A 23,866-nucleotide genomic window follows, 5' to 3' on the forward strand; every position below is an offset into this window, starting at 1 on the left:
GCATTTGAATTAAAACGCCAAATATTTTTTAATATTTTTTTGATTGATTTCTTTAATAGAAAACACTTAAATATATTTTGTATAATACAAAAAGTATGTATATTTGTATAACAAAGTATACAAATTGTATAATTTAATCCTTACCCTCACTTAATCCGGCAAGTATAACTACCCACTCTATGTAAGACAAAAAATTGCCACCCAGTATCAAAGCGAAGTTTTTTCTTCGCTTTTTTCTTTTTAAAGGCGTTGAGAATTGGATATATGAATGTCGCCTGAATATTTGTATTGTACATTTCATACATAAACGACAAAAAGCCCCAACTAAGGAGCTTTTGAGTAGTGTTTGACCATTTTAAGATTTTGAAAGTGGCATATTCTTCAAAAATGGAGATAATTCAGCCAGCTTTTTTCTGATTTGTTTTTCCTCATCCGGAGAAAATGTAAGGGGGTTGCCTTTAGTATTGCGGCCAACGATTTTATACCGGTGATTTTTAATGTGTGGTAAAAAGTCAGCAAAGAAAGGCTCTGCTTTAATATATTTCCAAACCATAGTATTTTATTTGAAACAACCCCGGAGTTGAACCAGGTTCAGGCCTTTAACCTTGTTGTTTTGGAGTGTATTACTTATTATGATACCGGCATCTATCCCCCTCTACCCTTACCGCCATCCTACACCGTTCTTTATTCTTTTTGACTGCTACACAATACATCCGGTTGGGGTTATGGTGCTGGCAGTAATCGCCCGGCTTTGATACTTTCATCTTACAAGGCGTTTTGTCCTTTTTCACTCCGGCGCAGGTCTGCGAGTAACCGGCCAGGGAAATAAAAATTAAGGCTAAAATTAGCACAACTTGCTTTACTTTTGTCATAATTACATTTTTTAAATTGTCGTTTAGAAAGTGTTGGGGTGTTGGTTGCGAGCCTTCACCCCTTTTTTAATTGGTATAATACTAAGTATTGTGCGTTTTGTCTATAAATCGCATTGCTCCGTTCTTTCCAGCATACATCCCAACGCACACCCCATCTTTCACAACATCAAAACAAGTATATTTTATTCTTTCGTAAATTAAATATCCCTTATATTCTATGGGAGCACTTTCAATTTTAATTTGTGGCTTGCTTCCTGTATAGTTAGGATTGTGAAAAGGGTTTTTATAATAATTTTCGGTTGAATTATTGTTCTTCATCTTTATTTAGTTGTTTGGTTATTTTATATTGAACATATAATTTTCAACTTGCTCATAACTCCAACCCGGATTATTCCAGTGAGTTAAATACATAAGGTAGATGTCTGTGTCTTTTTCATAATCCACATCAAAGCGGATTTTAGACCTTAGTTCGCACTCCTCCCAATTACAAGAGTGTGCAGACTTAAGAGTAAGGAGAAAAGTACCAGTAGAGGCTAGTAAGGCCGTGGTAATAAACAGCGCAAAGGCTGCAGCGAGGTAGTTACGTTTCATAATTTGTCGTTTAGATTTTTATTAAAAGCGGTTGCGAGCCGCGGGGTTAGTCGTTTGATTCAATGTATATGGCGACCGAAGTGCCGATAAATACAATAAGGAAAATTAGCCGAAGTAGCGGATAATCAAAGATCATCCAATTGACAGGGTTAAGGTCAAGTGCCACAAATGAACCAATCAGATACAAAAAGGCATAATAAGCGATAAGCGCTAAAATGGGTTTGAGTTTCATGTTTGTTAAGATTTGTACTCCGCCGGAAAGTCGGCATCGTCTTTAATGTGTTTGGAAATAGCGTCCAGGATCTCAGATAGGTTATGTTCAGCCCTCAAGAGCTTCATATCATGCTCAAAGTGACCAACATTCTTAACCTGGTCCTTATTCCCCTCAAACCCTCCTAAAAGAGCTAATAAGGCCATTATACGTTTCTTCCCGTCCAGTGTTTGCGCCCTGAACTTAATTGTTGAAACCTCCGGCTTAATAGACCATCCAGATAGATACATCATAGTTGAAGGGTTAAGGGGTTAATAACGCATTCTACGATTTTGAGCAGCAATAGCGGCTTGCTGTCTGTTATATTGTTCTTTACGCTCGGCTTCTCTCTTTTCATTCTGTTTGGCACCAGAATTCATCAGAAAGAAAGTAACAATTAAGAACAATACTGCGATTACTGAAACTGTTAATGTTAATGCTCCCATGATTGATAGATTTAATAATTAATAATCGAATGACAACACAAATATAGTGACACATTTTTATATCACCAAATATTTAGTCAACTATTTTTATACTTTTTTATATTTTTTATCATATCTACTGACCCACAGTAAATTATACCGTACAACAGTCCACCAAGAAATCATATAAACGATTCTCAGAGCCTTCAAATGACCAAAAAGAGAGTAAAAGAGAAGAAAAAGGCGAAGCCACAGAAACTATTTCATCGGAGAATGATCTACACCATTAGTAATATAGTGTACAAGATATCTTTCAAGACCATCAATATAATCTCTACCAAAAGCAGTTAACCTAATACCAGGACATTTATGTTTAGGACGCTCAAACTCTTCAATATATCCTATCTGTAATAAAGAAGGCAGCAGCCGGCGATGAAGAACACGCCAATTATATATCTTACCTAACTTATGCTGGGAACTGTCACCCCAATAATAAAGCCTTATAAGCACCTTAATCTGTGTTACATTAAGCCTAACACCAGTGTCATTAGCCATACTACGAATAGCATAATGAATAAAATAGATCCGTAGCAGGTTAAATGACTCCATAATAATAGTAAACTAGGTTGACTACATATAATTTAAGTGAAATGAGGGGCGGAAAGGGGTGATTCCAATTGTTCATAGACAAACAAAATAGTAAAATAATACATCAAATGCCAATAAAAGCGGGTTTATACCAGTTTTTGACAGTAAAATAATCCATCTTTTGAAAAATATGGCAATTCAACTGCTGTTTTCCGTTTCAAGCTCATTTCCGCTTTTATACAAAAACAGGAAATACAACTTATTGATTATCAATAAAACGGTTTTCAGTTTTCCTTCAAAACGAGTTTTCATGTCACGTTGTCGTGTGTTTTCGTGTGATGTGAGCAGATCAGAACGAGTTTTAGCGGATATATCACAACCAGGTGCCAAAATCTGGTCTTGAAAACGTGAATGCGCATTCCTGACCCACCCGGTCGCCCGATTGCGTTTCCCGCAGGAATTTGCACCCCCGCTAAATAAATATACACTCCAATGCTCCATTAACACACCCTTTTATTGTAATATTCAAACACCTCATCTAATTGTTTAGGGTCCTTTAAGACGGTGTAATAACATTCTCTGTCGCTTCCTTCGATATAGTGCAGGTTGTTGTTTTCTGCTTCCTGTTTTGATATTGGAACTCTTACTACATCGACGTAAAAGGTTTTTGGCTTGAATGGGAATTTGACGTTTTGTTTACTTCTTATTAATTCCCAGCTATTGTTGTCTACATAGACACTGCCAGTGAATGTGTCCCATTCTTCTTCTCCCTTCCATACAATTGCATCAACATAAGAGCAAGTACCATCTCCGTTTTTAAAGAGTGCACTACATCTTTTATTCTGATAAAGAAGTTCATTGCCCAAATCCGATACATTTACCCATTCACTTTCGTGGCCTGTAATTTCACAGATGGGTTGTTGCAAAAGAAGTAGTTCTACTGCTTTGGAAATTACGCAGGCCGTATAAGGAGCGGATCCCCCGGATTGTCCAGACTGTCCAAATTTGTCACAAAGTGCCAGGATTTCATTTTTGAAAGGCAATATTGCTGCATCTGGAATAGTAGATTGAAGAATATCAAATTCTAATTGTGCATGAGATTTAGTGTTGGTCATTATTTTGATTTTTTATTGGTGTAACAAATGTTTTTCAAGTCCTTTAGAACGTCTGGTTCGTCCTCTTTTAAGTTTTTATAAAGCTCTGGCTCATGTTTTTTAATGCACTCGTCGCACCAAAAAATACCATCTTCGCCTGTTGGGTTTACTCTTGATAATGGCGCAGTGAATACTGATACATTGCATTTATAACATTTCATAATTCGATTTTTTATATTTATTTATTGAATAATTACACAACACTTCATTTACATACCTAATTTTAATTAACGAAAATCTTAAAAAGACATCCTCCTGTAATAACGCCCATCAGCCAAACTATGACCCAAGAAAGACGCCATTGCCATTTTTTGTATTTATACTCCCCTTTTTCTGTTTTTACAATAATCATATATTTCTTTTTTTAGTTCCAGTAATTTATTATCATGAACAAGTACAATTTGCGACCGGTTTTCTACAGCCCAAACAATGGAGTTCTTCTCTCCAACTGCGGGAGCATCCCATGTAAACAGTCCATTTCCCTCCACAGGTGTCACAGCGGCCAAAATTTCGATCTTTACGCTTGCTTAACTCCTTTTCCAGGTCTTTGGTAGAAAGGTCTTTTAGGGCATCTTCTGGGCTTGTATGGTTCATGTAGTATTATTTGACTCAACAATGTTTTAGTTGCCGATCTGTATATTAGGCCATTGTCTAAGGTTTTTTTCACGAGATAACCACCGATTGAAATTTCGCATAGCGTTACAGCTATCCATTGAAGCAAACTGTTTTAATGCGAATCTCGTTTTCTTAACTTCAATGTAATACAGGTCGCCCAGATGCTTTAATTTGTACCCTTCGGGCAGTTTACATAAAAACTCCCATTGTATTATATCTATACTATCACTAGTTTGAATAGGGCCGTAAATAGCACTATCTGTTATGATTACATGGGAAGAAGTATCAATTTTTGGATGAAACAATAAGTCTAGGTTAGCCTTATCTACATCTTGCTGTTGATCGTACGAACAGGAATGTAGTATTAATACTGTTAGGATTAGAAGGAGTATTTTCATTTTGATATTTTATTATCTCTGTTTACATGAATTATGTACGGACTTTCAATTCTCATTACATCCTTTAGAAATCGGCATAAAAAGCCACTAAAGGCTGCAGCGGGATGTGAAAACCCAGCCCAGTTACTCTCAATTCTGAAGTGTTCTAACAATTTTTTCTCAATCCCTTCGTAATCTCCTAAATCATAACATAGGCGTTGAGAAACAGAAAATGGCTGAAGACAAGACCATATAACAGAAGAACCTACCTTTGTTAAGTACATTCCACTATGTGTTACATTTAGTGGATTTAGGTTTAAAATAGATCCATCTACATTTTTAATTAAAAGGTGGTTGAGGTTATTTTTATCTAACTCTTCGATTTGGATAAGGTTTTTCTTAAAATGTATAGGTAATCCGTAGCTTCCAATATTCTCCCCTCCAAAATAATAGGCAAAAAATTCCCCAATTACAAATGAAATGTCGTTGGATTCGTGGTTTAAGGTTTCCGTACTAAATTCTTCAACATTATAATAAGGGGTACGGTCTCTCTTCCAAACTAAAACCCGTTCATCTTTGGAAATCAAAAAGCCTTGGTTGTCTTTCATTATGTTAATGGTAGCTCCATTCAGTATATTAAATACTCTTTCAGCTAAGTCACCCAGATGTGTTAACATATACTGAAAGGGGGTAAGGTTTATCTCCACCCCTTTATATTCAATTTTAGGATGCCTTTTTTCAATTTCTAACGCTAGTTCTTCAAAGTAGTTCATGTTTAATATTTTAGTGTCTAACAATTTATTCTCCAGTCACCGCCTTTACCGCCCACATAGCAGCTTGTTCGTAGCCTTTCTGTGCTTCGTCGATCAGTCTTTGTGTTTCCGGGCTGTGTTGGTAGCGTTCGTCGGTTCTGAATGCTTCGAGGATGTTGATTAGTTCGGCCGTCTTTTGTTTGATGGCATACTCATTTCCTGGGGTTCCTGGAGTAAAATCTACTCCTAACCTTTGTTCTCCTAGTGTTTTTGTGTTCATGGTTTGTTGTTTTATTTTTCGCCGGTGATAAATTTTAGATACATTGTCAAGGATTTGTTGCTGGACTTCAATTATAGAAGTCAGATAGTGCAGTTGTTTGTTGAAGTTTATCATTTCACCACCTCCCTTTTTACAATCTTTCTTTGTTTGCGGAGGTTGTTTTGTTCAATTAGTTGATTAAGCTGTTTGAGCTGATTTAAAGCCGCAACAAGGGTGACGTGATATGGTTTGTATCCCAATATTGTTGGCTTGCAAAAAGAGCCTAAATAAGCCCAAAACAGCCATAAAACACGTTTCTGAATATAATATCTCTCCTGCCCTGATTTTTCAGTGGCTTTGATTATTCGGTAGGTCATTAGAACAATGTTTTTTTATAGATTTTATTAATACATTAAAAGCGTCAAGTTTATTCCCTCCAGGTTCGTTTTCACCTAAAATTACTCCTACAAGGAAGGCTCTTTTCATATAATCAATATCAAAAAAAGAAGACTCAAATAGTCGGTAACATTCAATAAACCCTTGAACTTTAGCGTTAATTTCGATATTTGATAGCTGGTCTGGATGCCTGCCGGCTACTTGTCCTTTAAAATTCTTTGCGTCATCCCTTCTGTCCAAAAGTTCTTTATGATAGTTATTTTCAATTTCTTCGATAGTCATTTCTTTAGTTTTAATATTAAAAGGGCAGTTCATCGACATATTCAATAGGCAGTGTATCTCCCTTATTTATCAAATCTTCCAACACACATTTCTGAAATACGATAACAGCCTGTTTTTCTCTGTGTGTTCCTGTTTTACTAATAGCGTCAAGCATGTAGTAAACTGACATTAACTTGCTTCGGTGCCTTTCCCCAATTTCTGACATATGTTTTTTGAAAATATTTTTATTGCGTTCGATTTCATCCTTTAAGGCCAAAATCTGGTTTTCTCTTTCGTCAAACAGGTGCCCATTCTTTTTTAAATAGGCTTCCGCAAGCAGCCATGCACTTTCTTCATTATCACTAGCAAAAGAATAATCATATCCGTTGCAAGTCCCAAAACAGTGGTATAGTTTAGTGTCTTCGATAAATTTGGTATTAAAATTCTCTTTAAACCAAAAATGGCTGTGTATTTGTTTCATATTTTATAGTTTAGTTATTATAAATCACATCAAAATCAACCTTCTTCCCCCAGTCCGGCTCATCCGTTCCTTCTTTAAAAGGTATTTCCGCAATCAGTTCGCCCGTTACTTTTAGATAACCTTTGTTCTTTTCGCACCATTGTTGAGCGAGTTCAAACGTCGGAGCCTGAACATAATCCCCGAACCAGGTCTTTAGTTCTCCGGTCAAGGGATCGATTGCTTTTATTTCGGTTGTCCAGAGTTTCATGGTTCCAATTCCTCCCATTCAGCGACGTAACTGGATGCGGCAAACTGAAAGTTTTTTACGTGTGTATAATACTCGATTCCAATTCCTGCAGATATGCTGCAGTCGTTAAGTTCTACAAGGTTATTATTATTTAATAATGTCGCAGAATCTTTAAGGCTACATCTAATTACTGTTCCAGTTGATAATAGTATATATTTCATAGTTTATCCATTTCGTTTTGACGTTTTAATTGCCGGTCGGTGGATTTTTAAAACTATCGTCACATTGCTGGTGCCAAATTTTAGTTCCATACCAGTCGCCAATTGCAGAGCCTTTAAACCCTCTTTTACCGCATTTGGAACATTTATCCCAAAAGCGCCTTTTTATTTTTTGTAAAGGATGAATTTGAATACTCCAGTGGTGGAAGTGCCACCGTGGGTGTTGATACCATTTTCTAGTTTTCCTTAAAATCCATCCATAAATAATTCTTGCATAATTATTAAGAGACTCATCCCTATTCCAATTCTCTCCACAACCACGACGAAAAATCCCTAAAACGTCATCCCTTAATGAATCCGTTGGGTTTTCAGCAAAATGTAAAATATCATAAAGGTTTTCTTTCATCCATTTATTATGCCTTTTTCTGTCAAACTTAAAGTATTGCCAAGCAGCCGCACTAAACATATTTAACACAATACCATGTACAGACATTACTGGTGCTCCTGTAATTGGGGTAAAATAACCTGTCAAATACAATGTTCCATTTGATTCTGAAACATAAGTTCGATCAAAATCAGACTCTATTGCCGACTTAATCTTATTCAACATTTCTGGATCTCCGTGCCTTGGGCGCATAAACCACCCGCAGCTATCATCTGTACCATCCGTTTCGGGGTCATTATGCCAAATAGTAATTACTGGGTTTCTGTACTGTCCGTTCCTTTTTATTTTACTGCCTAAGTAAATTTCAAAGGCTACTGTTTTAGTGTCATGCATATTTTAATATAATTTTGATTTTACTTCTCCTGGTCTTCCATACTTTGGTATAGTGGCGGTTGAGGGATTTCATTTTTTTAATTAAAGTGTTTTTCTATCTCATTTTGATATTCCTCAAATGAGGGGTAGGTTTTAATATTGCTGCAATTAAAATGATTTTCAATCAGACTTGTTAAAATCTGCTCAATTTCATAAGTATCATAATCAAATTTTGGTGTCAAAACTGACCAAATATATTTATAAGAAACCCACAAAATCTTATCAGATGAATTGTATTCCCACAAGTATTTATCTCCAAGAAATCCGAAAGTTGAGTTTTGAAACTTTTCCTTGTCAACTACAATCCTATTTGTTTGGAAAAATAATTGAAAAAAGACTTCATTAATTTTGTCGGATTTTTCTCTTTGATCTTCCACTGGTACTAAATTGTATAATATCCCACCAATTGTGATTGGTTTCATGGTATATTTTTTACTGTTGAATAAATATTAAAGTGCCGTCTACTATGGTCTAAAACTATTCAGTGTGACAAGCGCCCCTAGTTCAAAAGCCATATTCAAAAACATTCTTTCTTTTGGGGAGAAAGATTTTAAGTCAATGGAATTTTTAAGAAACATCTTTCGTAATCTTTTTGAATGTTTGTGTTTACAATCAACCCGAACCAATACCGACTCTTTGTTAGTTTCTTGGCAGGTTGATTTAATAGTCTTTTTCTCTGAATCTCTTGTTGTAAGAGTATTGCATTTTTTACAGTAGTATAAGTTCATGGTTTAGATTATTTTTGAATAAATATTAAAGTGTCTTTACTGAATACGTTAGATTCGGCGGCTTGCCACTGGTTCATGTCTTCATGAAACTTATCAAAGTCAAAGGCGTTTACAACTATATCCTCTTGATCCCCAAAAGGATTCTTAAACAATACACCTTCCGATTTTAGGGAAGACAAAAAAGAATACACTGGATTTAAGAAATTATCATCATGAAAGTAGTCTCTGTACCATTTGAGTGCCGCCCATGGATCAACCCTTTCAACCAACTCCAATACGTTGTCTTCTGTCAGCTCTCCTATTTTTTCCACAAACTCTCTAATCGGCGGCGCATTCTGCAGCACTTCCTTTACCCCGTCTACTTCATAAATCAATATTCCTTCCTCTGTAATATGGAATTTAGCACCGGCGGGCAGTCCATCCACCAGCAGAACAGGCTTCTTTAGTATGGTTATTTGTTTGAGTTTCATTGATTGCTAACTTGTAGGTTTTTTATAACATATTTCCTAGCCAATTCTACAAACTCCGCTTTTATTTCAGAGTAGCTATTGAGTTTAGACGTGTCAATGTATGAGAAGTCAGACGGTAAATTGTAGTAACTATTTAACTTTGAGATGAAAGTTTCTTTTTCCTCGGTCAATGGAGCGAGTAATTCTACTTGAACGTCAAACCTCCTTAAAAAGGCAGTATCCAAAACATCTTTCCTGTTTGTAGCTCCGATAAAAATTACATTACTGTCCATTTTTTCCAGATTCACAAGGATGGAGTTGACCATTCTTTCGTTTTCCATTCCGGCTGCACTATCGTTGCCTACTCCCCTCTTTCTGCCAATTGTATCTACTTCATCCCAGAACAACACACAAGGCTCTTTTATTTGGTTAAATACAGATTGAATGTTTTGTCCAGTATTGCCAATTCTACTATCAATAATAATATCGGCATTGACTTCAACAAAAGGAAGATTTGTTAATTTTGCAATGTGCCTTGCAATTGTTGTCTTGCCATTACCGGTTGGGCCATGAAATAAAATCTTATTACGGATTGGAAGGTTGTGAAACTTTAACGTTTCTTGATTCTTCCACTCAATTAGCAAATCATCCAGTAGGGCTTTAATTGATGTGTTTAAATAAACATTTTCGCCAGGCGCACTGTTTACTTGTATTAGCTTTTTAAGGTCATTTGGAAGCGATGACAGTGAAATCAAATGACGAGGCTTCTCATTAATCAAACGCTTTATTTTGTAATAATAATTTCCACCTTTAGCTAGCGTTTCTGCGTAATCTTCCGCTTGTTTATAAATTAAATCCTTCCTATCTGTGTTTAGAAACGAAATAAAATTGATAATTACATCATTTGCAGACAGCTTTTTATCTTCTTGTTGGATTGTTGTCATTTTCTTACTCAGGATTATTTAATAATGATTTTAGTTCAGCGGCATCTACAATTTCATCTACTGAAAGCAAATCAGATATTTCTTCAAGTTGGGTTTCTAATTCCATACCGACTAATTCATAATCACAAAAAAGATAAAAACATTCTCCATGCTCTTTATTTTGAAAGCAATCTTTTTCTTCTCCATTTTTCAAGAAAATTCCACAACCCGTACATTTATCACAAACACTTTCTTCAGGATATTCATCATCTTTTAAATTCTTTTCTTGCCACGCTTGAGAATAACTTTTATAGATTTTCTCAAAGACAACTTTAGTTTTTTCAAAAAAATCCATTTGGCTCATTTTATATGGCTCCTTTGGTTCAGTTTTAAACAAGTCGTCAAAATTCATTACTTATACGGGTTTTCAGGTAAATCAAATACGCTTATGGATAGGCCGGAAGAAATCAAATTTTCGTAGTCGATATGATACTTATGGAAAAACTCCGCTGTTTCATACGACATTAACACATTAACTTCCGATTTTGCATAAGAGTTAATTTCCTCATCAGTCATTTTTGATAGATCAAAGCAGCTATCCTCTAATATTCTTCTAATCGGCACAAAAGCTTCCCCATTAACTGTTATTTCCTGGGTGAGCGCGGAGAGGGGAAAAAGGATTGGCTTAATAGAAGATAGCCTAAATCCCCGGCCTAATACATCTGGCCGAACATTAATTTCTGGTTCAAGCATTAACGTTTTTTTGTTTCTCCTTGTTGATGCCCATATCGGAAACGGATCAATGGTGTTAATATCAGTTATCAAAAAGATTTCTCCGTTTGATACAAATTTCACTCCATAAGGCAACCTCTTAGCAAGGTGGTGTATTGTTAGTTTGTTCATCTTTTATCATTTTTAATGTTACTAACTTCTTTTTGCTATCTTGAATAGCCCCAATGAAAAAAGGATTTCGAGGGTGATTTCTAGCATACAAAACCCTGTCTTCATGTAAACAAATAGTTTTGTCAATTCCCATGCTTTCTATTAAATGGCTAATTTCATCACGGCCATTTTCCCCTTTATATAATAGCTTCATTTCTAAGCATTTCACTTAATGTATAATAAAACTTCCCCTTTTCTAAATCACAACCGTTTGTACTTAAAGCTAATTGACTTATATACTCATTTGCAAATCGTATCTGTATCAATGGGTATTCATATTTATTTTCGGCTATCTCATTCCATAAATTAATTAAGTCTTGTAAATCCGTTTTTTTATCAGCCTCTTTTAATATTTGGCTTAAAGTTCTAGTCATAACTTTATTTACAATTGTACCTTTTAATACTTCCAATACGATTTATGCCACCCGCATTTTTTGCAGGTGCGGGAAACTTTAGTTCCGCGTCGCTCCCAATCACCATCAAAGCCATAATCTGTATGATAATGTTCACCATACTCAAACTCATGCTTACAAAACAGCGATCGTATGTAGTTAATTAGTGTGCGCATTGGGGGGTTGTTTAAATTGAAAAGTCATTATCAAAAAACTCACATTCCTTTCGCATCGGCTCCTGATCCTCAAATGTTTCAGGGTACATATCAACCAATCCCCTCTTTTCGGCAAGTAGTGGATATATCTTCTTTTGGATTTTAGAACAGAAAAAACCTTTAGTTTGTTTTTCTACCAACCGGCTATCTGGTATTACTCCAAAACTGATTGGGTCTATTGTTGCTGCCGAATAAGAATAATCAATATTTATTCGATCCAAAAACTTACAATCATGGCAAGCTCTGAAGTTGTCCAGGTTTTTATTGCACCATTTCTCATGCCGCTCCATTGCATGACGGACAAACATTTTTTTATTGCAATGTTCACAGGCGTAAACGGTTATATTGTTTCTTATTTTCATAAATCCTTATTTTAATCCAACACATCAGTAAACAGCGACCCATATACTACCTTAATGAGCAGTACTATGCCGACAACATATTGAAGGAGAGTTTTCATTTGTCTTTTGGTTTATGCTTTATTATTATTCTCTTTTTTGACAAAAAGTCTATTAAGAATATAAAATATATTAGAACAGAAAATAATAAACAAAACAAGATGACTGGCAATTCGTTGGTAGTTAAATCATGATGCTTCATCCAGTCTTTTATAAATAAAAAAACACAATGAATACCAAGCAAACAATAAATAGTTACAATAAAATAAATCATACTTTAGTCCTCATTATCTTTTAAAGCGTTTACAATAGATTCGCATAACTCACAAATGCTTATTACCAGAATGGCGAAAAACATAACTAGGTAGGGTGCGTATGAGAAATCTTTAGAAAACCAATCAATAACCATTAGTATAAAGACTAACGATGCCAGTACGCTATTTGGAATAGCTGTAATGAAATTTATAACTGTTTTTAAGTGTTTCATGTTTGGTTGTTTTTGGGCTTATAGTTTTAAAGTTTCTATGTAAAAAAGCTGTTTTGTTGTACAGTTTCCAGGCTCTTAATCTCATGATCGGGAAGTACTCTTTCATCTCATGGTTATTGTATTCGATCATTTTCTCAATTCTCTCAGCAATTTGTTTGGCATTTCTATCACCTTTCAAGTGATTACAATCAATACACGAGCCGATATAGTTAGTTGATATATTAACCCCGATTTTTGACCTTGGAATAATATGCTCCTTTGTCCTTCTCAACCTCATTCCGGTATGAATTGTAAGGCAGTATTCACTTGAATATTCCCGGTCGCAAAACCAGCAATGTGTTCCATCAATATGATTATACTTTTCTTTCATAATTTAAAAACCATTTACCCGACTCCCAGTTCCACGGATAACTTGCAATTAGGCGATGTCACTAGCATCACCCGCCACATTACCAAGATGTGGTACAGCTCTTAGGACTAGAGCTATAAGCTATGTTCGCTGCATAGCACACTTGCATGTTTTATTTTTATACTGTTCCTGCATTAAACTAAAATGGTTTAAATTTTCAAATCACTAATAGTCAAATTATAAAGATGTATTGCATCTGCTTCGTTATCATCGGCAGGATTAAAACCTAATTCAACCGCTGCTTTTATCATTGCTTCCTTATTTGCGTTTCCCGTTCCGGTTGCGAACTTTTTTATTTGTGTCGCCGAATAACAAGCCAATTCAATATTCAGATAAACACACAGTTCTTTAAGTATGCCAACCATTTCAGAAGCCACCATTATCGAACTCTTATGCATTCCGGCTGGCCTTTCGTAGGATATTAGATTTATGTCTTCAAGACCTGCTAACTCGATTACTTTCGCTTTAAACCTTACCAGTCTCATCCCACTGCTTTCACCTCTATTTGGTGTCAAATCCCATACTCCCGATGCTGTTTTTGTTTTCCAGCCTGTTTTCGTCGCTATATCAAGAGCTAAAACGTTCATCATTATTAGTTTTCATATAAAATTTCAATCGTAAACCCAATTCTACGCATAACAATATCCAGTCGCTCACGGTAAACCTGCGACGTCTCTTGTAAGTCCTTAACAACTTGTACGGAATTTAAAACGGTTGTATGATCATAGCCGCCGGTAACCTCTCCTACCGAACTAGCGGTCATACGTAGGCATTTATATAGGATAGCTTGCCATACCTGCCGGGCATCGACTACTGAACGTTTCCTTGAACGCTCTAAAATTTGCTCAATAGATAAATTGAAAGTTTCGCAGATCGCCTTTTCTACGTCAGTTTTTGTAATACCGCTTTGTTTGTAGTATTGATCTACAACTCTAAGGGCTTCCCTGAATTTTTGATGAGTAATAATTTCCATGTTATCTATTAGATAACACCAAAGTAAAGACGAGCGAGGATAAGCAAATATATACATTTTATATAACTAAGTATATTTTTTATCATATATTTTTTAAAATAAAAATCCCCGCCGTAGAAACGACAGGGAAAACCAAACTGCAAATATGAGACTACAAGACCGAAAAGTTTAAAAATATTGGTCGATTGATTTTATTAATTTTCTGAGTGTTTTTGAATAATCCGGATCCGTTGCGTAGCCGGCCTTTGCTACTTCGTCAGCGAAATCGTAAGGGTTCTCTTTCACCTTTAGAGCATTAGCATACCTTTTATTTACAAGGAAAAAATTAGCATGGTGGGTAAATGACTGTTCAGGAGTATCGAACTTTCTGAAATAGTCTTTTACCTTGTATTTAAACCACTTTTGACCATTGCGTATAACAGGGGTAACAGATAATATCACAGGGAATTTAAGGTTAGCACTGCGGCTGTATTCGGTTGTTGTTAGTAACTGTTCGTTCCCGTTAATTCCGTCCGTATCTTTAACCCCAAAGAACATATTTCCCGGCGAGACCTTCCCCCATCCGCTTTCAAGGGCAGCCTGGGCAAGTATAAAACGTGCGTCTATACCTGTTTTCTCTTGCGTCTGTATTGCAAAGGGTTTAAATGAATTAACGAAGTCTTGTTTTGTCATAGTCTAAGGAATTTTATAATAGTGCTGAAATACGGTATTTTATATCGGTGGGTGCAGAGTGTCCAGGTTCCAATAATGACAAGTCCAATCAGCCAAAGTGGATATACTCTACGTTCAACCTTCTTAATCAGCTCTTTAGTTTCCGTCTTTACCTCAACTTTCCGGTTCTCATTAGATAGAACAGCACTGTCGTATTTGTGTTGGAGTTCGGACAGAAACTGGGCTTGTTTGGTGGCTGAAACTTGGACAGTCTTAATATTTCCACTAGCCTCAATTGTTCCATCTTTTCGCAGGATAAATTTTTTATTGTTACTTTCATCTACTTGCCATGGTAACAGCATATTGCTTTCTTTTTCAAAGTCATTATACCATTGTTTAACACCTTTAGGCAATGAATCATACCACGTAGTATCTACCCTTATAAGACGGTTAATAATTGCAGTATCAACTTTCCCGCCAAAATAGTAAGGTGATGGCTTATAAAGAGGGCGATTTTCTGGGAAAAACTCTATTTTATAACCATTGCTGTCCTTAATCAGTTCCTCATAGTATTGCTTTTGATCCGCAATAGTTTGTTTTAGAACTTGGTTTTGATATATCGCTGTGCTATCATAGACGGTCTTTGTCCTTTCAACGTACTTGGTTGTTTTACAGCCACAAGCAGCCCATAGCAATAACCATAAAATACAAGCTACTGCACAAGAGTTAATGAATTTCATATCGTTATTATTGTGTTTCAATCAGATTACCACCCAAGGTGTTTTGCTGTATTCGTAAATATGTCAACAAATTGGTCTGACATTCTGAACCGATCTTTATTTATTTCAATGGACTTATAAATGCTTCCATCTGCATGGCGTTCGCTGGCGGCTTTCCAATCAAAAAACATTTCCACCAAATCAAATAAATTGAATCCATTTATACCATTTTCATAATGCTCCGGATGGTGCGAATTATGGGCATAATGATGGTCTAATGCCACCTTTAATCCTTTCAGAAATCCCTTATATTCATCTGACCCGTAAGTACTTTCTTTGAGTTTAGGTGTGAACTCATCAAACAACTCTTTTTCAGGACTTTGCAATTTTGAATTATCATGAACGTTTGCACGCCGGATTAATTCGCTTGCTGCTTCAGTCATTAATTCAGCCACTCTTTTAATGTGTAGTAGAGTATCTACTTTGCTATCATAACTCATATCGTTATTGTTTTGGTTCATGGTCACAACCTTTATACATTGTATTTGCCTTTTCGGCCAAAACTTTTTCTGCAGTGCCTAAATATCTATATGCCAAACGCTGGCCTGCATATCCAAGTACTAAGACTAAAACATACATTCCCCAGTTTTCAAACCAGTCGGGAAGTATTACTTCATTATATCGGATTATCTTTAAGGCCAAAAGACAGGAAAAACAAACTAATCCAGACACAAAAAGGCTGTCCCATTCTTCATCTAAGAATGTAACCCAAACCTCCCTGAATTTTAACTTAGGATATCGTTTACGCACAGAGCTAACTCTCTGCATGATGTGAAACCAAACGCCTAAGCCCATTAACAAGCTGATAAAAATGTAATCCATTATCATTTATTTTTATTTATGAGTTGTTTTTTTTCCTTAATTGAGTAATAGTAATGTACAATTGCAAATACACCCGTAATGACAGCCACAAACGAAGCCATTACAGCCATAAATGTTTGAAGGTTAGCAACACTAATCCAAGCAAACACAGTGGAGCATATAGATATTATTCCGCCGATTATTCCGTTTTCAGTATGAGTATTATTGTCCATTAGAAAATAAATCTTTAATTTGGTTTGTACTTTAGTTTATGCCCCCTCCTAAAGCCAACCGGTTTTACATCCGGTGGAGCAGGAGTTTGTAAATCCCAGAAACTATATGCATATCCTGGATTAGACTTTACCATTTTATATATTCGATAAGCCGGATGATCCTTCCAGATATTATCAATATTTAAACTTGAGGAATACGTATTACCAGAAATGACATCACTTGCATTTGAGGTAAAATCCTTACTCACTGGGCCGACATAAATATTGTTCTCAATCTTTCCAGCCTTCATGGCTCCATTACTATTTGCATGAAAGACGGCATTTCTCACAACTCTGCTGATCGTATTATTATAAGTTTGAGCAATCAAACTATCAACCGGAGTTAACATACCAGATGTACTCATACTCACATATATACCATCAGCATCACTTAGCCCGTTGTTTATGCTATCAACAAGATTGTTGTATATTTTTACAGTTCCCTTTCCAAGGGTTCCTACTGGGCCGGTACCGTTAACGCTCACATTATCATAGATTTCACCCTGAGTATTACCTCCTATGAACAACGCCCACTGTTGAGAAGATTGGTTTTTGGCACCTGTTCTGTAGGTCATATTGTTATACACTTTGGCGTTATATCCAAAGTTTGACACTTGCAAGCCATCCCATTCAGTACTATCAATAATAGCTCTGGTAATAGTTAAACTGTCCCCCATTACTGTTCGTCCATTATTCCCGGATTGGCTCACACCAGCTATATCTGTATGACCAATATAGAAACCCTCCCCATTTATCCGATGGAGATATAAGTCATGAAAAGTCACCTTGTGAAACCTGTAATTATCGTAAATAGAAAATGGATTGGTACTATCACTATTTTTCTTTAAAAAGAAGCCTACTCCGGCGTTCTTAACGCTATACCCACTAACTTCTATATGGTGTCCAAGATTAATTGTTAAAGCAATGGAGTTTGATTCGTGAGTAAAATCATTACGGTCATATTGAAAACCATATACTACACCTTTGGTTAACCTGTTTGCAAGACCGTCTAATTTAATATGTGCAACAGCGTTGCTATCCATAGTACCGATACGAAACGCTCCATTAGAAGCTCCAATCTTGGTTACGCTATCGGACATTATCGTAATAGGGCAACCAAAGTTCCCGCCAAAATCCCCTATGGTAATAGTATTCCAATAATTTCCATTATTAGGATTCATTGCAATAACAATAGTATCTCCCCCTTTTATCAATTCTCCAAAGAATAGATCCCGGTTTACATAAGGTACATATATTGCTGTGGTACTTACTTGAGCACCGGATAATACATTACCTATGATGAACTTCTTACCACCACCAGAACGACAATCACTAACATTCTTCATCATTAAGTCTCGTATATGAACAGTAACTGTTTTAGAATCACTCCCAGCCGGCCCCGAAGCTGTAACCTGAAATGTATAATAACCCGGCTGCGTAATATTTGATAAAGTTACTGTGGACGTACTGCCATTTGACATTGTCAAAGTTGCTGGCCCATATTGCTGTACCCAATTCCAGCTTGTAACTACTCCTTGATTAACAGTAGATGTAATAGAAAAATTTGGAGTAGCGGTATGAGAAAAAGTATGCGTAAAACTAGAAATAGGGTTTAGAATTATGGTTTCAGGTGGAACCGTTACAGGTAATGTAGTATCACCTTGTAAAAGCTGCCATTGAGCCATCGAAAGATTAATACCGCCGGATGGCGTTGTCGCCGTCACATTGCTACTTCCTGTAGTCCAGTTGGTACGGCTAGGGTTATAATGGTCGTTAAAATTACTATGCCCACCGCTGCCGAAATTTGTACGTATGTAGTAGCTGCCGGCATGGTTGCTATTCATCCTATTAACACGGTTAAGAATATCCCGGCCGTCTAATTGCTGTTCAAAGCCTAATAAATTACCCCCAAACCCCGCATTACCATAAATAGCAAACTGATCGAATAAATTAGGATAAGGAGTATTGGCATTCGGATTAGCTCCGCAACTTTCGGCAACAGAAGCGATTAGGCGGGCATAATTATAAGGAGAACCTGCATCACCTGTAACATAGGTTGTCCAAGTCCAGCCACCCATAGATAAACCAGATACATGAATACCGCTTTTTTTAGAACCAGGAACTCCTCTTTTAATCTTGTATCGTGTTAAAATTTGCCCAAGTTTTACATTAGTGATATTCTCGGCAGGCCAGCCTGAATTAGGCTGCAGGGTAATTATAATAGGATGATGAACCCCATTAGGAAGGGTTACGCTGCCGTCCCAACCATTAGCCAACCAATAATGCCAGCCGTTGACAGCAATTACCCCCCAATTCCCATTAGCTTCACCAAGTCCAACTACCATAATCAATGCAGTTGTACTATCGACTTTTGTGTCGTGGTCAACCGGCATGGTCACTCTTGCATTCCAAGTAGAACCGCTTCCGATAATAGTGGTATCATATGTACGCATTGCCCGACCGTCAGCAGCATTAAAGAAAATATTGGTGGTTTGGGCTTGTATGTAAGTCACCAAAAAAGTAAATAATATCGTTGCTAATATCCTCACGGTGTTACTTTGTATATTTTCAGGGCATTGTAATAGACATAAAGCGAGTTAGCGGTAGTGCCGCCACCATAACCGCTTAAATAAACTATACCGGATGCATTTGCAACCCCTGTAAGTGTTACTATTGTAGATGTGTTTCCTTTTGCTTCGTGAAGGGCGCTCGTAGTTACGCCTGTATTATCTCGGATTGTATAGTAACAAGTGCGTGAAGTTTCCGCCGTTGTTCTACTTCCCAGCCACTCGAATTTATAAGTAGCAAAGGGAGTAAGACCCGATACGGTCCAATGCTCTGCTGCAGCATTCGCCGGGGCCGCTGATTTCTTGTTAAAGGCATAGTCTAATCCAACATCACCTGGCCAACCTGCTAAAGTTGAAGCCGGGGCCGAATTTTGTGCTGACGTTGCTGCAGGTGATGTTCCTTCCGGTGTCCAGTTTGTTCCGCTAGCTGCAGTTGTTGTGATGGTAATGCCTTGGTCGGTTCCAGAAAAAAGTGTCTGATCTGCACGGGAGGTCATAACGAAGTTATACCAGCCCGATACAGGCCTGGCAGAAAGGCTAAAATTGAATTTTGCAGTATCGGGTATAACAGGTGTCCCACCGAAAGAATACGGATTAATCACCCATTGAGCGTTAGCACCTATAAATAAACATGATATGGTCAGAAGTAAAACAATCCTTTTCATTATTGTGACATTTTATACCCCTTCATATATAATTTAAGACCAGCGGCTCCTGTGCCTGCACCACTAACGGTAACTACAACTTTATAGTTATTGTCGGAGCCAAAAGTTGAACTACCCCCATCAAATACAAAAGGCGTTGCAGCAGTAAAAGAACTCTCTTCACCTGCATCAATAGTTAATGGTGTACTAAACATAGGATTACCATTTACTGTAATACTTATTGTTACTAAACCCGAACTACTTGCGGTAGTTAAGGATGCCCTTACATCTCTGATTAATAATTGAGATTGAGTATAGAATGTAAGTTTAGTGCCAGTAGTAAGAGTTGTTGTTTCGTCACTTAATGCAGCAGCCATATCAAAGTCTTCATAAGCCCATGTTTTTGTACCTAAAAAGTATTTAACAACTTGTCCTTCTGACCCACCTGTAATTTTAGAGGAAGAGACATCACTAATTTTTGCATTTGTTACATTTCCATCAATTAAAGCTGAGGTTGATACAGAATTAGATTGTAGCTTTCCAGAAGAAATAGAATTATCAGCTATTTTCGCATTTGTTACAGAATTACTTGCAAGTTTTACACTTGTAATTGCATCATTTGAAATAGTTGCTGCAACACTGCCGGTACCGCTTGCTGTAACATCACCGGTCAATGCGGTTATTCCGGTTCCACCTGGGTTATACTTGGGCACTCTAAAAGAAAACACACTATCCCAAGTCGTAGCGGGGTATGCTTTTATATAAGTATAAACGCTATCGTAATTACCAGTTGCCCCTGTAATGAGCTTTTGATAAGTGCTGTCTGTAATTAATCCACCAGATAAACTATCAATAAACCCTTTGACAATTGGAGTGTACCCAATCATGTTTGAAATAGTGTTCCATGGTGTTTTGGAAAGCGATCCAGTTGTTTTATTAATCAATAATGGCGTAAATGCAATGGTATCATTCACATTAGCCTGGATATACATCGAAGTGCTGTCTTTGGCAATTTGAAAATAATTGACATACGCTCCTGTACCTCCGGGGCTGTTATCGCGAATATAAAACCTGTGCTTTACCTTGTTAGTTTGATTTGTGATACCAGCCCTGTCTACGGCTGTAAAATCAAAACCACCTCTGTTATCCGTTGCAACTGAGCCAGAACCATAAATTTGCATTGTTCCACTATGTCCTGTTCTGCTTCCCATTATTAAACGGTACGTACTATCTGGGCTATCTATCCAGTTCCAGTTACTTGTGGGGCCTAAGTTTTGATATATAAATTTTAATTTTTCATTATTGAAAGTGGTAGTATCGTTAAATGCCACACTGTTATCAAACTGAACTTTCCTCAATTGAGGAATGGTCATACCGTCTTCACCCCAAGTAGGAGCGTTAAATCCAAATCTCCAATAACCCTGAGTATGACTAATGTCTTCTGTTCCTATTTGTTGAAACGGATATCCATTAACAACTTCGTTTGTTGGAAGTCTTTTAGGTAAACTAAAAAAACCCCGTGCAATATCAACCCTTGAGACTGAGAGGACCTTTTCTTTGGTGACTGAGGAACCGATCAAAGGATACCATGTTCCGAAACTCGTATAATCGCTTACTTGTTCATATCGACTACCAGCATCAGGGGTGGCCAAACTTATATTTGACTGATGGGCTTTCCAACCTGCTAAATAGTTAGTTATTGGCCCTGTCATTTTTTTTCTATATGTATTGTCTATTACCCTATTAAAATCAATTTCTGAGAAAACAGCATTCTGTGGGAAGTCGGTAATTGTAGGTTTTATAGCGAGGTTGTAACCGTAAGATTCGCCAAATGCAATAGAAAACCGGCCGGCAGCTCCATCATAGCCAAATGGCCCAGGAATTAAATGAGTACTGTCCTGCGGAGGGTATAGTTGAACTGCAGAAGATATTCCCATATTCTGCATCTTAATTGGCTGGTTATTATATTTAAATCTCGTGCTGTTTCGATCTAAACGTAATCTGGAAAAGGCTTTTAGTATGCCGTTATATTGTTGATCTGCAGTGTCGTTTGTCGCTTCATCAAACATTCTTTCAAGGGTTAAAAGAGAGTTATTCCCTCTTTCATTCCAATAACCCCAATCTGTTCCAGCGGTTCCAGTATAGGGCCTATTTGTAATAACAAACGACTTTGATTGAGCGAGTGTATTTTGATTAGTTTTTCTACCAACAGGTAAATAAATATGAGTGAGTGAGTCTGATAATTCGCCGCCTAATTTTACCCTTACACTATCGCTAATAATAGTTGTTGTTGTACCATTTCCTTTATTAGTAACCCGTGGTGCTTTATCGTCAAGCTCAGATTTTAATACCAGGTTTTCTAAGTTTGTTCCATCTTTAAACCAATAAACCTTTGTTTCTCCATTTTCTTTAATAAAAATATCAAACCCTCCTATTCTTTTAGCAGGGGTATTAAGGGTCGCCATTACTTCTTCTTTAGAATTAAAAGGGCGTTGACTAAATGTTGTGGGGTCATAAAAAGTACTACGAGCGTCAGTTGAAACGGCTTGCGAAAACCCCATAGATTTTGGAGTTAAAGTGTGTTGTGCTGGATTATAAACCTGTGAATAGCTGTAGTTAGCTAACATCACAAGTAAAACGAATAAGGCATTTTTCATTAGGTTAGTGTTATATTGTTTGATGGAACAACATTGTAATCCAAAATCAAAGCAGTTCTGGTCACATAATATCTAAACTGACCACTTGTAAACGGCGCTCTCCAAGAAATATCGGGTATATCGCCTTTGTTGTAAACCGAAGTGCCGTTTTCCCACTTGGTCTTAACAGTTACTGAAATAGGCACCTTTATAACAAAGAATTTACCATCTGGTGTTAAATCACTGGAAGCAGCAGAAGGGAAGTTTACATTGACTGCTGATGCATTACTTGCTATTGTAACTGGTGCCAAATAGGTTAATGTATCATTACCTGCCAATAAATCGCTATAAGGATCAATATCTCCATACCACCTTAAAACCTCTATATTATCACCAACACCGTTTTCACAGAAACTTCTATCATAGGATAGGGTATTGTTTGTGTGCTTATAACAACCTTTCACTTTGTAAAAAATGTTATGAATTGTTAATAGAAGCAGTTGAATAGTTTCAAGGTCGTCTGTACAAATAATCTTTTGTAATTTCTGATAGGCCAGAAATGCTTTTTTGTACTCTTTTGATTCGCAAGAACACCCACAACCTCCCTTACTAGTCGAACGATCAATGTATTCCAGGTAATCAGGAATTTCGCCATACGGTGGTAGGACAACTGCAGGTTCACAAATAGACCCTACACACAAATCAATAATTGAAAGAAAAGGATATTGGACTGAATTATATCTTATGGTTGTAGATAAGGTGCCACGATATTCCGCGTCATAATAACCGCCTTCATAAAGTAGATCCGGAGCTTGGCTATTTGAAGTAAAAGAGCCTTTCTCTTTGATGGTTATATTCCATAGGCGGGAGATGTCAGCAAGGGTAAACTTTGCTTTTTGATAAACTGTAATGTCATCAAATGATAAGGCCGGAGTTATTAAATCAAAGTTGCTTTTGAGTGAAATCTTTGGCGATTCATAGTTAAGGTTAATTGTTTTATTTACTAAAGTGTCATCATATCCGGTCAACTTAACCAAAGCATTAACCTTATAGCAACCATTTTGGATTCTATCTAAAACATCAAGGCGTAATACAGTTTCAAAAACAAAGAACTCGGTTGATGGAGAAACAATAGAAAAGGTTAAGTTCTTTTTCTCCCAGACAGAATCCGGATGCATTACAGAAATCGTTCCGGAAAGTCCACTGCCATCACCTAAAATACCAGAAGTACCTGAAAACCGACCTGTAACGATTAGCTTTTCAGTAGATTTATTCAATAAAACATCAAAGTCGATATAAGCGGATAAATCAGGCACTT

The 23,866-nt window shown here is 36.8% G+C and carries 32 protein-coding genes; all 32 read right to left on the minus strand.

Annotation, left to right across the window (positions count from 1 at the left end; all coding sequences use genetic code 11):
• Positions 1–355: 355 nt before the first annotated feature.
• Positions 356–553 (minus strand): hypothetical protein, encoded by a 198-nt coding sequence (locus ACFS6H_RS19970; RefSeq protein WP_386103298.1) that lies wholly within the window; start codon positions 551–553, stop codon positions 356–358.
• A 400-nt stretch (positions 554–953) separates the two neighbouring features.
• Positions 954–1,190 carry a hypothetical protein gene (locus ACFS6H_RS19975; RefSeq protein WP_386103299.1) on the minus strand — a complete coding sequence of 79 codons (237 nt, stop codon included), beginning with the start codon at positions 1,188–1,190 and terminating at the stop codon, positions 954–956.
• An 18-nt stretch (positions 1,191–1,208) separates the two neighbouring features.
• A complete protein-coding gene (locus tag ACFS6H_RS19980) occupies positions 1,209–1,463 on the minus strand; it encodes a hypothetical protein (RefSeq protein ID WP_386103301.1) in 255 nt (84 codons plus the stop codon).
• Between the two features lie 237 nt (positions 1,464–1,700).
• The gene (locus tag ACFS6H_RS19985) at positions 1,701–1,967 is read right to left on the minus strand and encodes a hypothetical protein (protein WP_386103303.1); all 267 of its coding nucleotides are present in this window, start codon (positions 1,965–1,967) and stop codon (positions 1,701–1,703) included.
• Positions 1,968–1,985: 18 nt separating this feature from the next.
• The gene (locus ACFS6H_RS19990) at positions 1,986–2,159 is read right to left on the minus strand and encodes a hypothetical protein (RefSeq protein WP_386103304.1); all 174 of its coding nucleotides are present in this window, start codon (positions 2,157–2,159) and stop codon (positions 1,986–1,988) included.
• A 1,067-nt stretch (positions 2,160–3,226) separates the two neighbouring features.
• Positions 3,227–3,841 carry a hypothetical protein gene (locus ACFS6H_RS19995; protein WP_386103306.1) on the minus strand — a complete coding sequence of 205 codons (615 nt, stop codon included), beginning with the start codon at positions 3,839–3,841 and terminating at the stop codon, positions 3,227–3,229.
• Complete coding sequence (locus ACFS6H_RS20000) at positions 3,841–4,041, minus strand: hypothetical protein (RefSeq protein ID WP_386103308.1); 201 nt, start codon at positions 4,039–4,041, stop codon at positions 3,841–3,843. Before ACFS6H_RS20000 ends, ACFS6H_RS19995 begins: the two co-directional genes overlap by 1 nt.
• An 848-nt stretch (positions 4,042–4,889) precedes the next feature.
• Complete coding sequence (locus tag ACFS6H_RS20005; RefSeq protein WP_386103310.1) at positions 4,890–5,645, minus strand: hypothetical protein; 756 nt, start codon at positions 5,643–5,645, stop codon at positions 4,890–4,892.
• 25 nt (positions 5,646–5,670) lie between these two features.
• Positions 5,671–5,904 (minus strand): Acb2/Tad1 domain-containing protein, encoded by a 234-nt coding sequence (locus ACFS6H_RS20010; protein ID WP_386103312.1) that lies wholly within the window; start codon positions 5,902–5,904, stop codon positions 5,671–5,673.
• Between the two features lie 327 nt (positions 5,905–6,231).
• Positions 6,232–6,561 (minus strand): hypothetical protein, encoded by a 330-nt coding sequence (locus ACFS6H_RS20015; protein ID WP_386103314.1) that lies wholly within the window; start codon positions 6,559–6,561, stop codon positions 6,232–6,234.
• Between the two features lie 16 nt (positions 6,562–6,577).
• The gene (locus ACFS6H_RS20020; RefSeq protein ID WP_386103316.1) at positions 6,578–7,021 is read right to left on the minus strand and encodes a hypothetical protein; all 444 of its coding nucleotides are present in this window, start codon (positions 7,019–7,021) and stop codon (positions 6,578–6,580) included.
• 10 nt (positions 7,022–7,031) lie between these two features.
• Positions 7,032–7,268 carry a hypothetical protein gene (locus ACFS6H_RS20025; RefSeq protein WP_386103318.1) on the minus strand — a complete coding sequence of 79 codons (237 nt, stop codon included), beginning with the start codon at positions 7,266–7,268 and terminating at the stop codon, positions 7,032–7,034.
• A 225-nt stretch (positions 7,269–7,493) separates the two neighbouring features.
• Entirely contained in the window at positions 7,494–8,243 is a 750-nt protein-coding gene (locus tag ACFS6H_RS20030; RefSeq protein ID WP_386103320.1) for a hypothetical protein, read from the minus strand.
• 77 nt (positions 8,244–8,320) lie between these two features.
• Entirely contained in the window at positions 8,321–8,704 is a 384-nt protein-coding gene (locus ACFS6H_RS20035; protein ID WP_386103322.1) for a hypothetical protein, read from the minus strand.
• Between the two features lie 314 nt (positions 8,705–9,018).
• On the minus strand, positions 9,019–9,480 hold the full coding sequence (locus ACFS6H_RS20040) for a hypothetical protein (RefSeq protein ID WP_386103324.1): 462 nt from the start codon (positions 9,478–9,480) through the stop codon (positions 9,019–9,021).
• Positions 9,477–10,403 carry an AAA family ATPase gene (locus tag ACFS6H_RS20045; protein ID WP_386103326.1) on the minus strand — a complete coding sequence of 309 codons (927 nt, stop codon included), beginning with the start codon at positions 10,401–10,403 and terminating at the stop codon, positions 9,477–9,479. The genes ACFS6H_RS20040 and ACFS6H_RS20045 overlap by 4 nt, the downstream gene beginning before the upstream one ends.
• Positions 10,404–10,407: 4 nt before the next feature.
• Positions 10,408–10,794, minus strand: a complete 387-nt coding sequence (locus tag ACFS6H_RS20050; protein WP_386103328.1) for a hypothetical protein — start codon at positions 10,792–10,794, stop codon at positions 10,408–10,410.
• Positions 10,794–11,285, minus strand: coding sequence for a hypothetical protein (locus ACFS6H_RS20055; protein ID WP_386103330.1), 492 nt, complete (start codon positions 11,283–11,285; stop codon positions 10,794–10,796). Before ACFS6H_RS20055 ends, ACFS6H_RS20050 begins: the two co-directional genes overlap by 1 nt.
• The gene (locus ACFS6H_RS20060) at positions 11,254–11,478 is read right to left on the minus strand and encodes a hypothetical protein (RefSeq protein ID WP_386103332.1); all 225 of its coding nucleotides are present in this window, start codon (positions 11,476–11,478) and stop codon (positions 11,254–11,256) included. Before ACFS6H_RS20060 ends, ACFS6H_RS20055 begins: the two co-directional genes overlap by 32 nt.
• On the minus strand, positions 11,462–11,698 hold the full coding sequence (locus tag ACFS6H_RS20065; protein WP_386103334.1) for a hypothetical protein: 237 nt from the start codon (positions 11,696–11,698) through the stop codon (positions 11,462–11,464). The genes ACFS6H_RS20060 and ACFS6H_RS20065 overlap by 17 nt, the downstream gene beginning before the upstream one ends.
• A gap of 205 nt (positions 11,699–11,903) precedes the next feature.
• Positions 11,904–12,293: a hypothetical protein gene (locus ACFS6H_RS20070; protein ID WP_386103336.1), complete on the minus strand. Its 390-nt coding sequence runs from the start codon at positions 12,291–12,293 to the stop codon at positions 11,904–11,906.
• A gap of 473 nt (positions 12,294–12,766) precedes the next feature.
• A complete protein-coding gene (locus ACFS6H_RS20075) occupies positions 12,767–13,186 on the minus strand; it encodes a hypothetical protein (protein ID WP_386103338.1) in 420 nt (139 codons plus the stop codon).
• A 188-nt stretch (positions 13,187–13,374) separates the two neighbouring features.
• A complete protein-coding gene (locus tag ACFS6H_RS20080) occupies positions 13,375–13,815 on the minus strand; it encodes a crossover junction endodeoxyribonuclease RuvC (protein ID WP_386103340.1) in 441 nt (146 codons plus the stop codon).
• A 2-nt stretch (positions 13,816–13,817) separates the two neighbouring features.
• Entirely contained in the window at positions 13,818–14,198 is a 381-nt protein-coding gene (locus ACFS6H_RS20085) for a helix-turn-helix domain-containing protein (RefSeq protein ID WP_386103342.1), read from the minus strand.
• A gap of 168 nt (positions 14,199–14,366) precedes the next feature.
• Positions 14,367–14,870, minus strand: coding sequence for a glycoside hydrolase family 73 protein (locus tag ACFS6H_RS20090; RefSeq protein ID WP_386103344.1), 504 nt, complete (start codon positions 14,868–14,870; stop codon positions 14,367–14,369).
• Positions 14,867–15,589: a hypothetical protein gene (locus tag ACFS6H_RS20095; RefSeq protein ID WP_386103346.1), complete on the minus strand. Its 723-nt coding sequence runs from the start codon at positions 15,587–15,589 to the stop codon at positions 14,867–14,869. Before ACFS6H_RS20095 ends, ACFS6H_RS20090 begins: the two co-directional genes overlap by 4 nt.
• Positions 15,590–15,615: 26 nt before the next feature.
• Complete coding sequence (locus ACFS6H_RS20100; protein WP_386103348.1) at positions 15,616–16,068, minus strand: DUF5662 family protein; 453 nt, start codon at positions 16,066–16,068, stop codon at positions 15,616–15,618.
• A gap of 4 nt (positions 16,069–16,072) precedes the next feature.
• The gene (locus tag ACFS6H_RS20105; protein WP_386103350.1) at positions 16,073–16,450 is read right to left on the minus strand and encodes a hypothetical protein; all 378 of its coding nucleotides are present in this window, start codon (positions 16,448–16,450) and stop codon (positions 16,073–16,075) included.
• A 226-nt stretch (positions 16,451–16,676) separates the two neighbouring features.
• Complete coding sequence (locus ACFS6H_RS20110; RefSeq protein WP_386103352.1) at positions 16,677–19,250, minus strand: PKD domain-containing protein; 2,574 nt, start codon at positions 19,248–19,250, stop codon at positions 16,677–16,679.
• Positions 19,247–19,933 (minus strand): hypothetical protein, encoded by a 687-nt coding sequence (locus ACFS6H_RS20115; RefSeq protein WP_386103354.1) that lies wholly within the window; start codon positions 19,931–19,933, stop codon positions 19,247–19,249. The genes ACFS6H_RS20110 and ACFS6H_RS20115 overlap by 4 nt, the downstream gene beginning before the upstream one ends.
• On the minus strand, positions 19,933–22,569 hold the full coding sequence (locus tag ACFS6H_RS20120; RefSeq protein WP_386103356.1) for a hypothetical protein: 2,637 nt from the start codon (positions 22,567–22,569) through the stop codon (positions 19,933–19,935). Before ACFS6H_RS20120 ends, ACFS6H_RS20115 begins: the two co-directional genes overlap by 1 nt.
• Complete coding sequence (locus tag ACFS6H_RS20125) at positions 22,569–23,864, minus strand: hypothetical protein (RefSeq protein ID WP_386103358.1); 1,296 nt, start codon at positions 23,862–23,864, stop codon at positions 22,569–22,571. Before ACFS6H_RS20125 ends, ACFS6H_RS20120 begins: the two co-directional genes overlap by 1 nt.
• Positions 23,865–23,866 lie beyond the last annotated feature (2 nt).

The sequence above is a fragment of the Terrimonas rubra genome, from assembly GCF_042686025.1.
GTDB classification, from domain to species: Bacteria; Bacteroidota; Bacteroidia; order Chitinophagales; family Chitinophagaceae; genus Terrimonas; species Terrimonas rubra.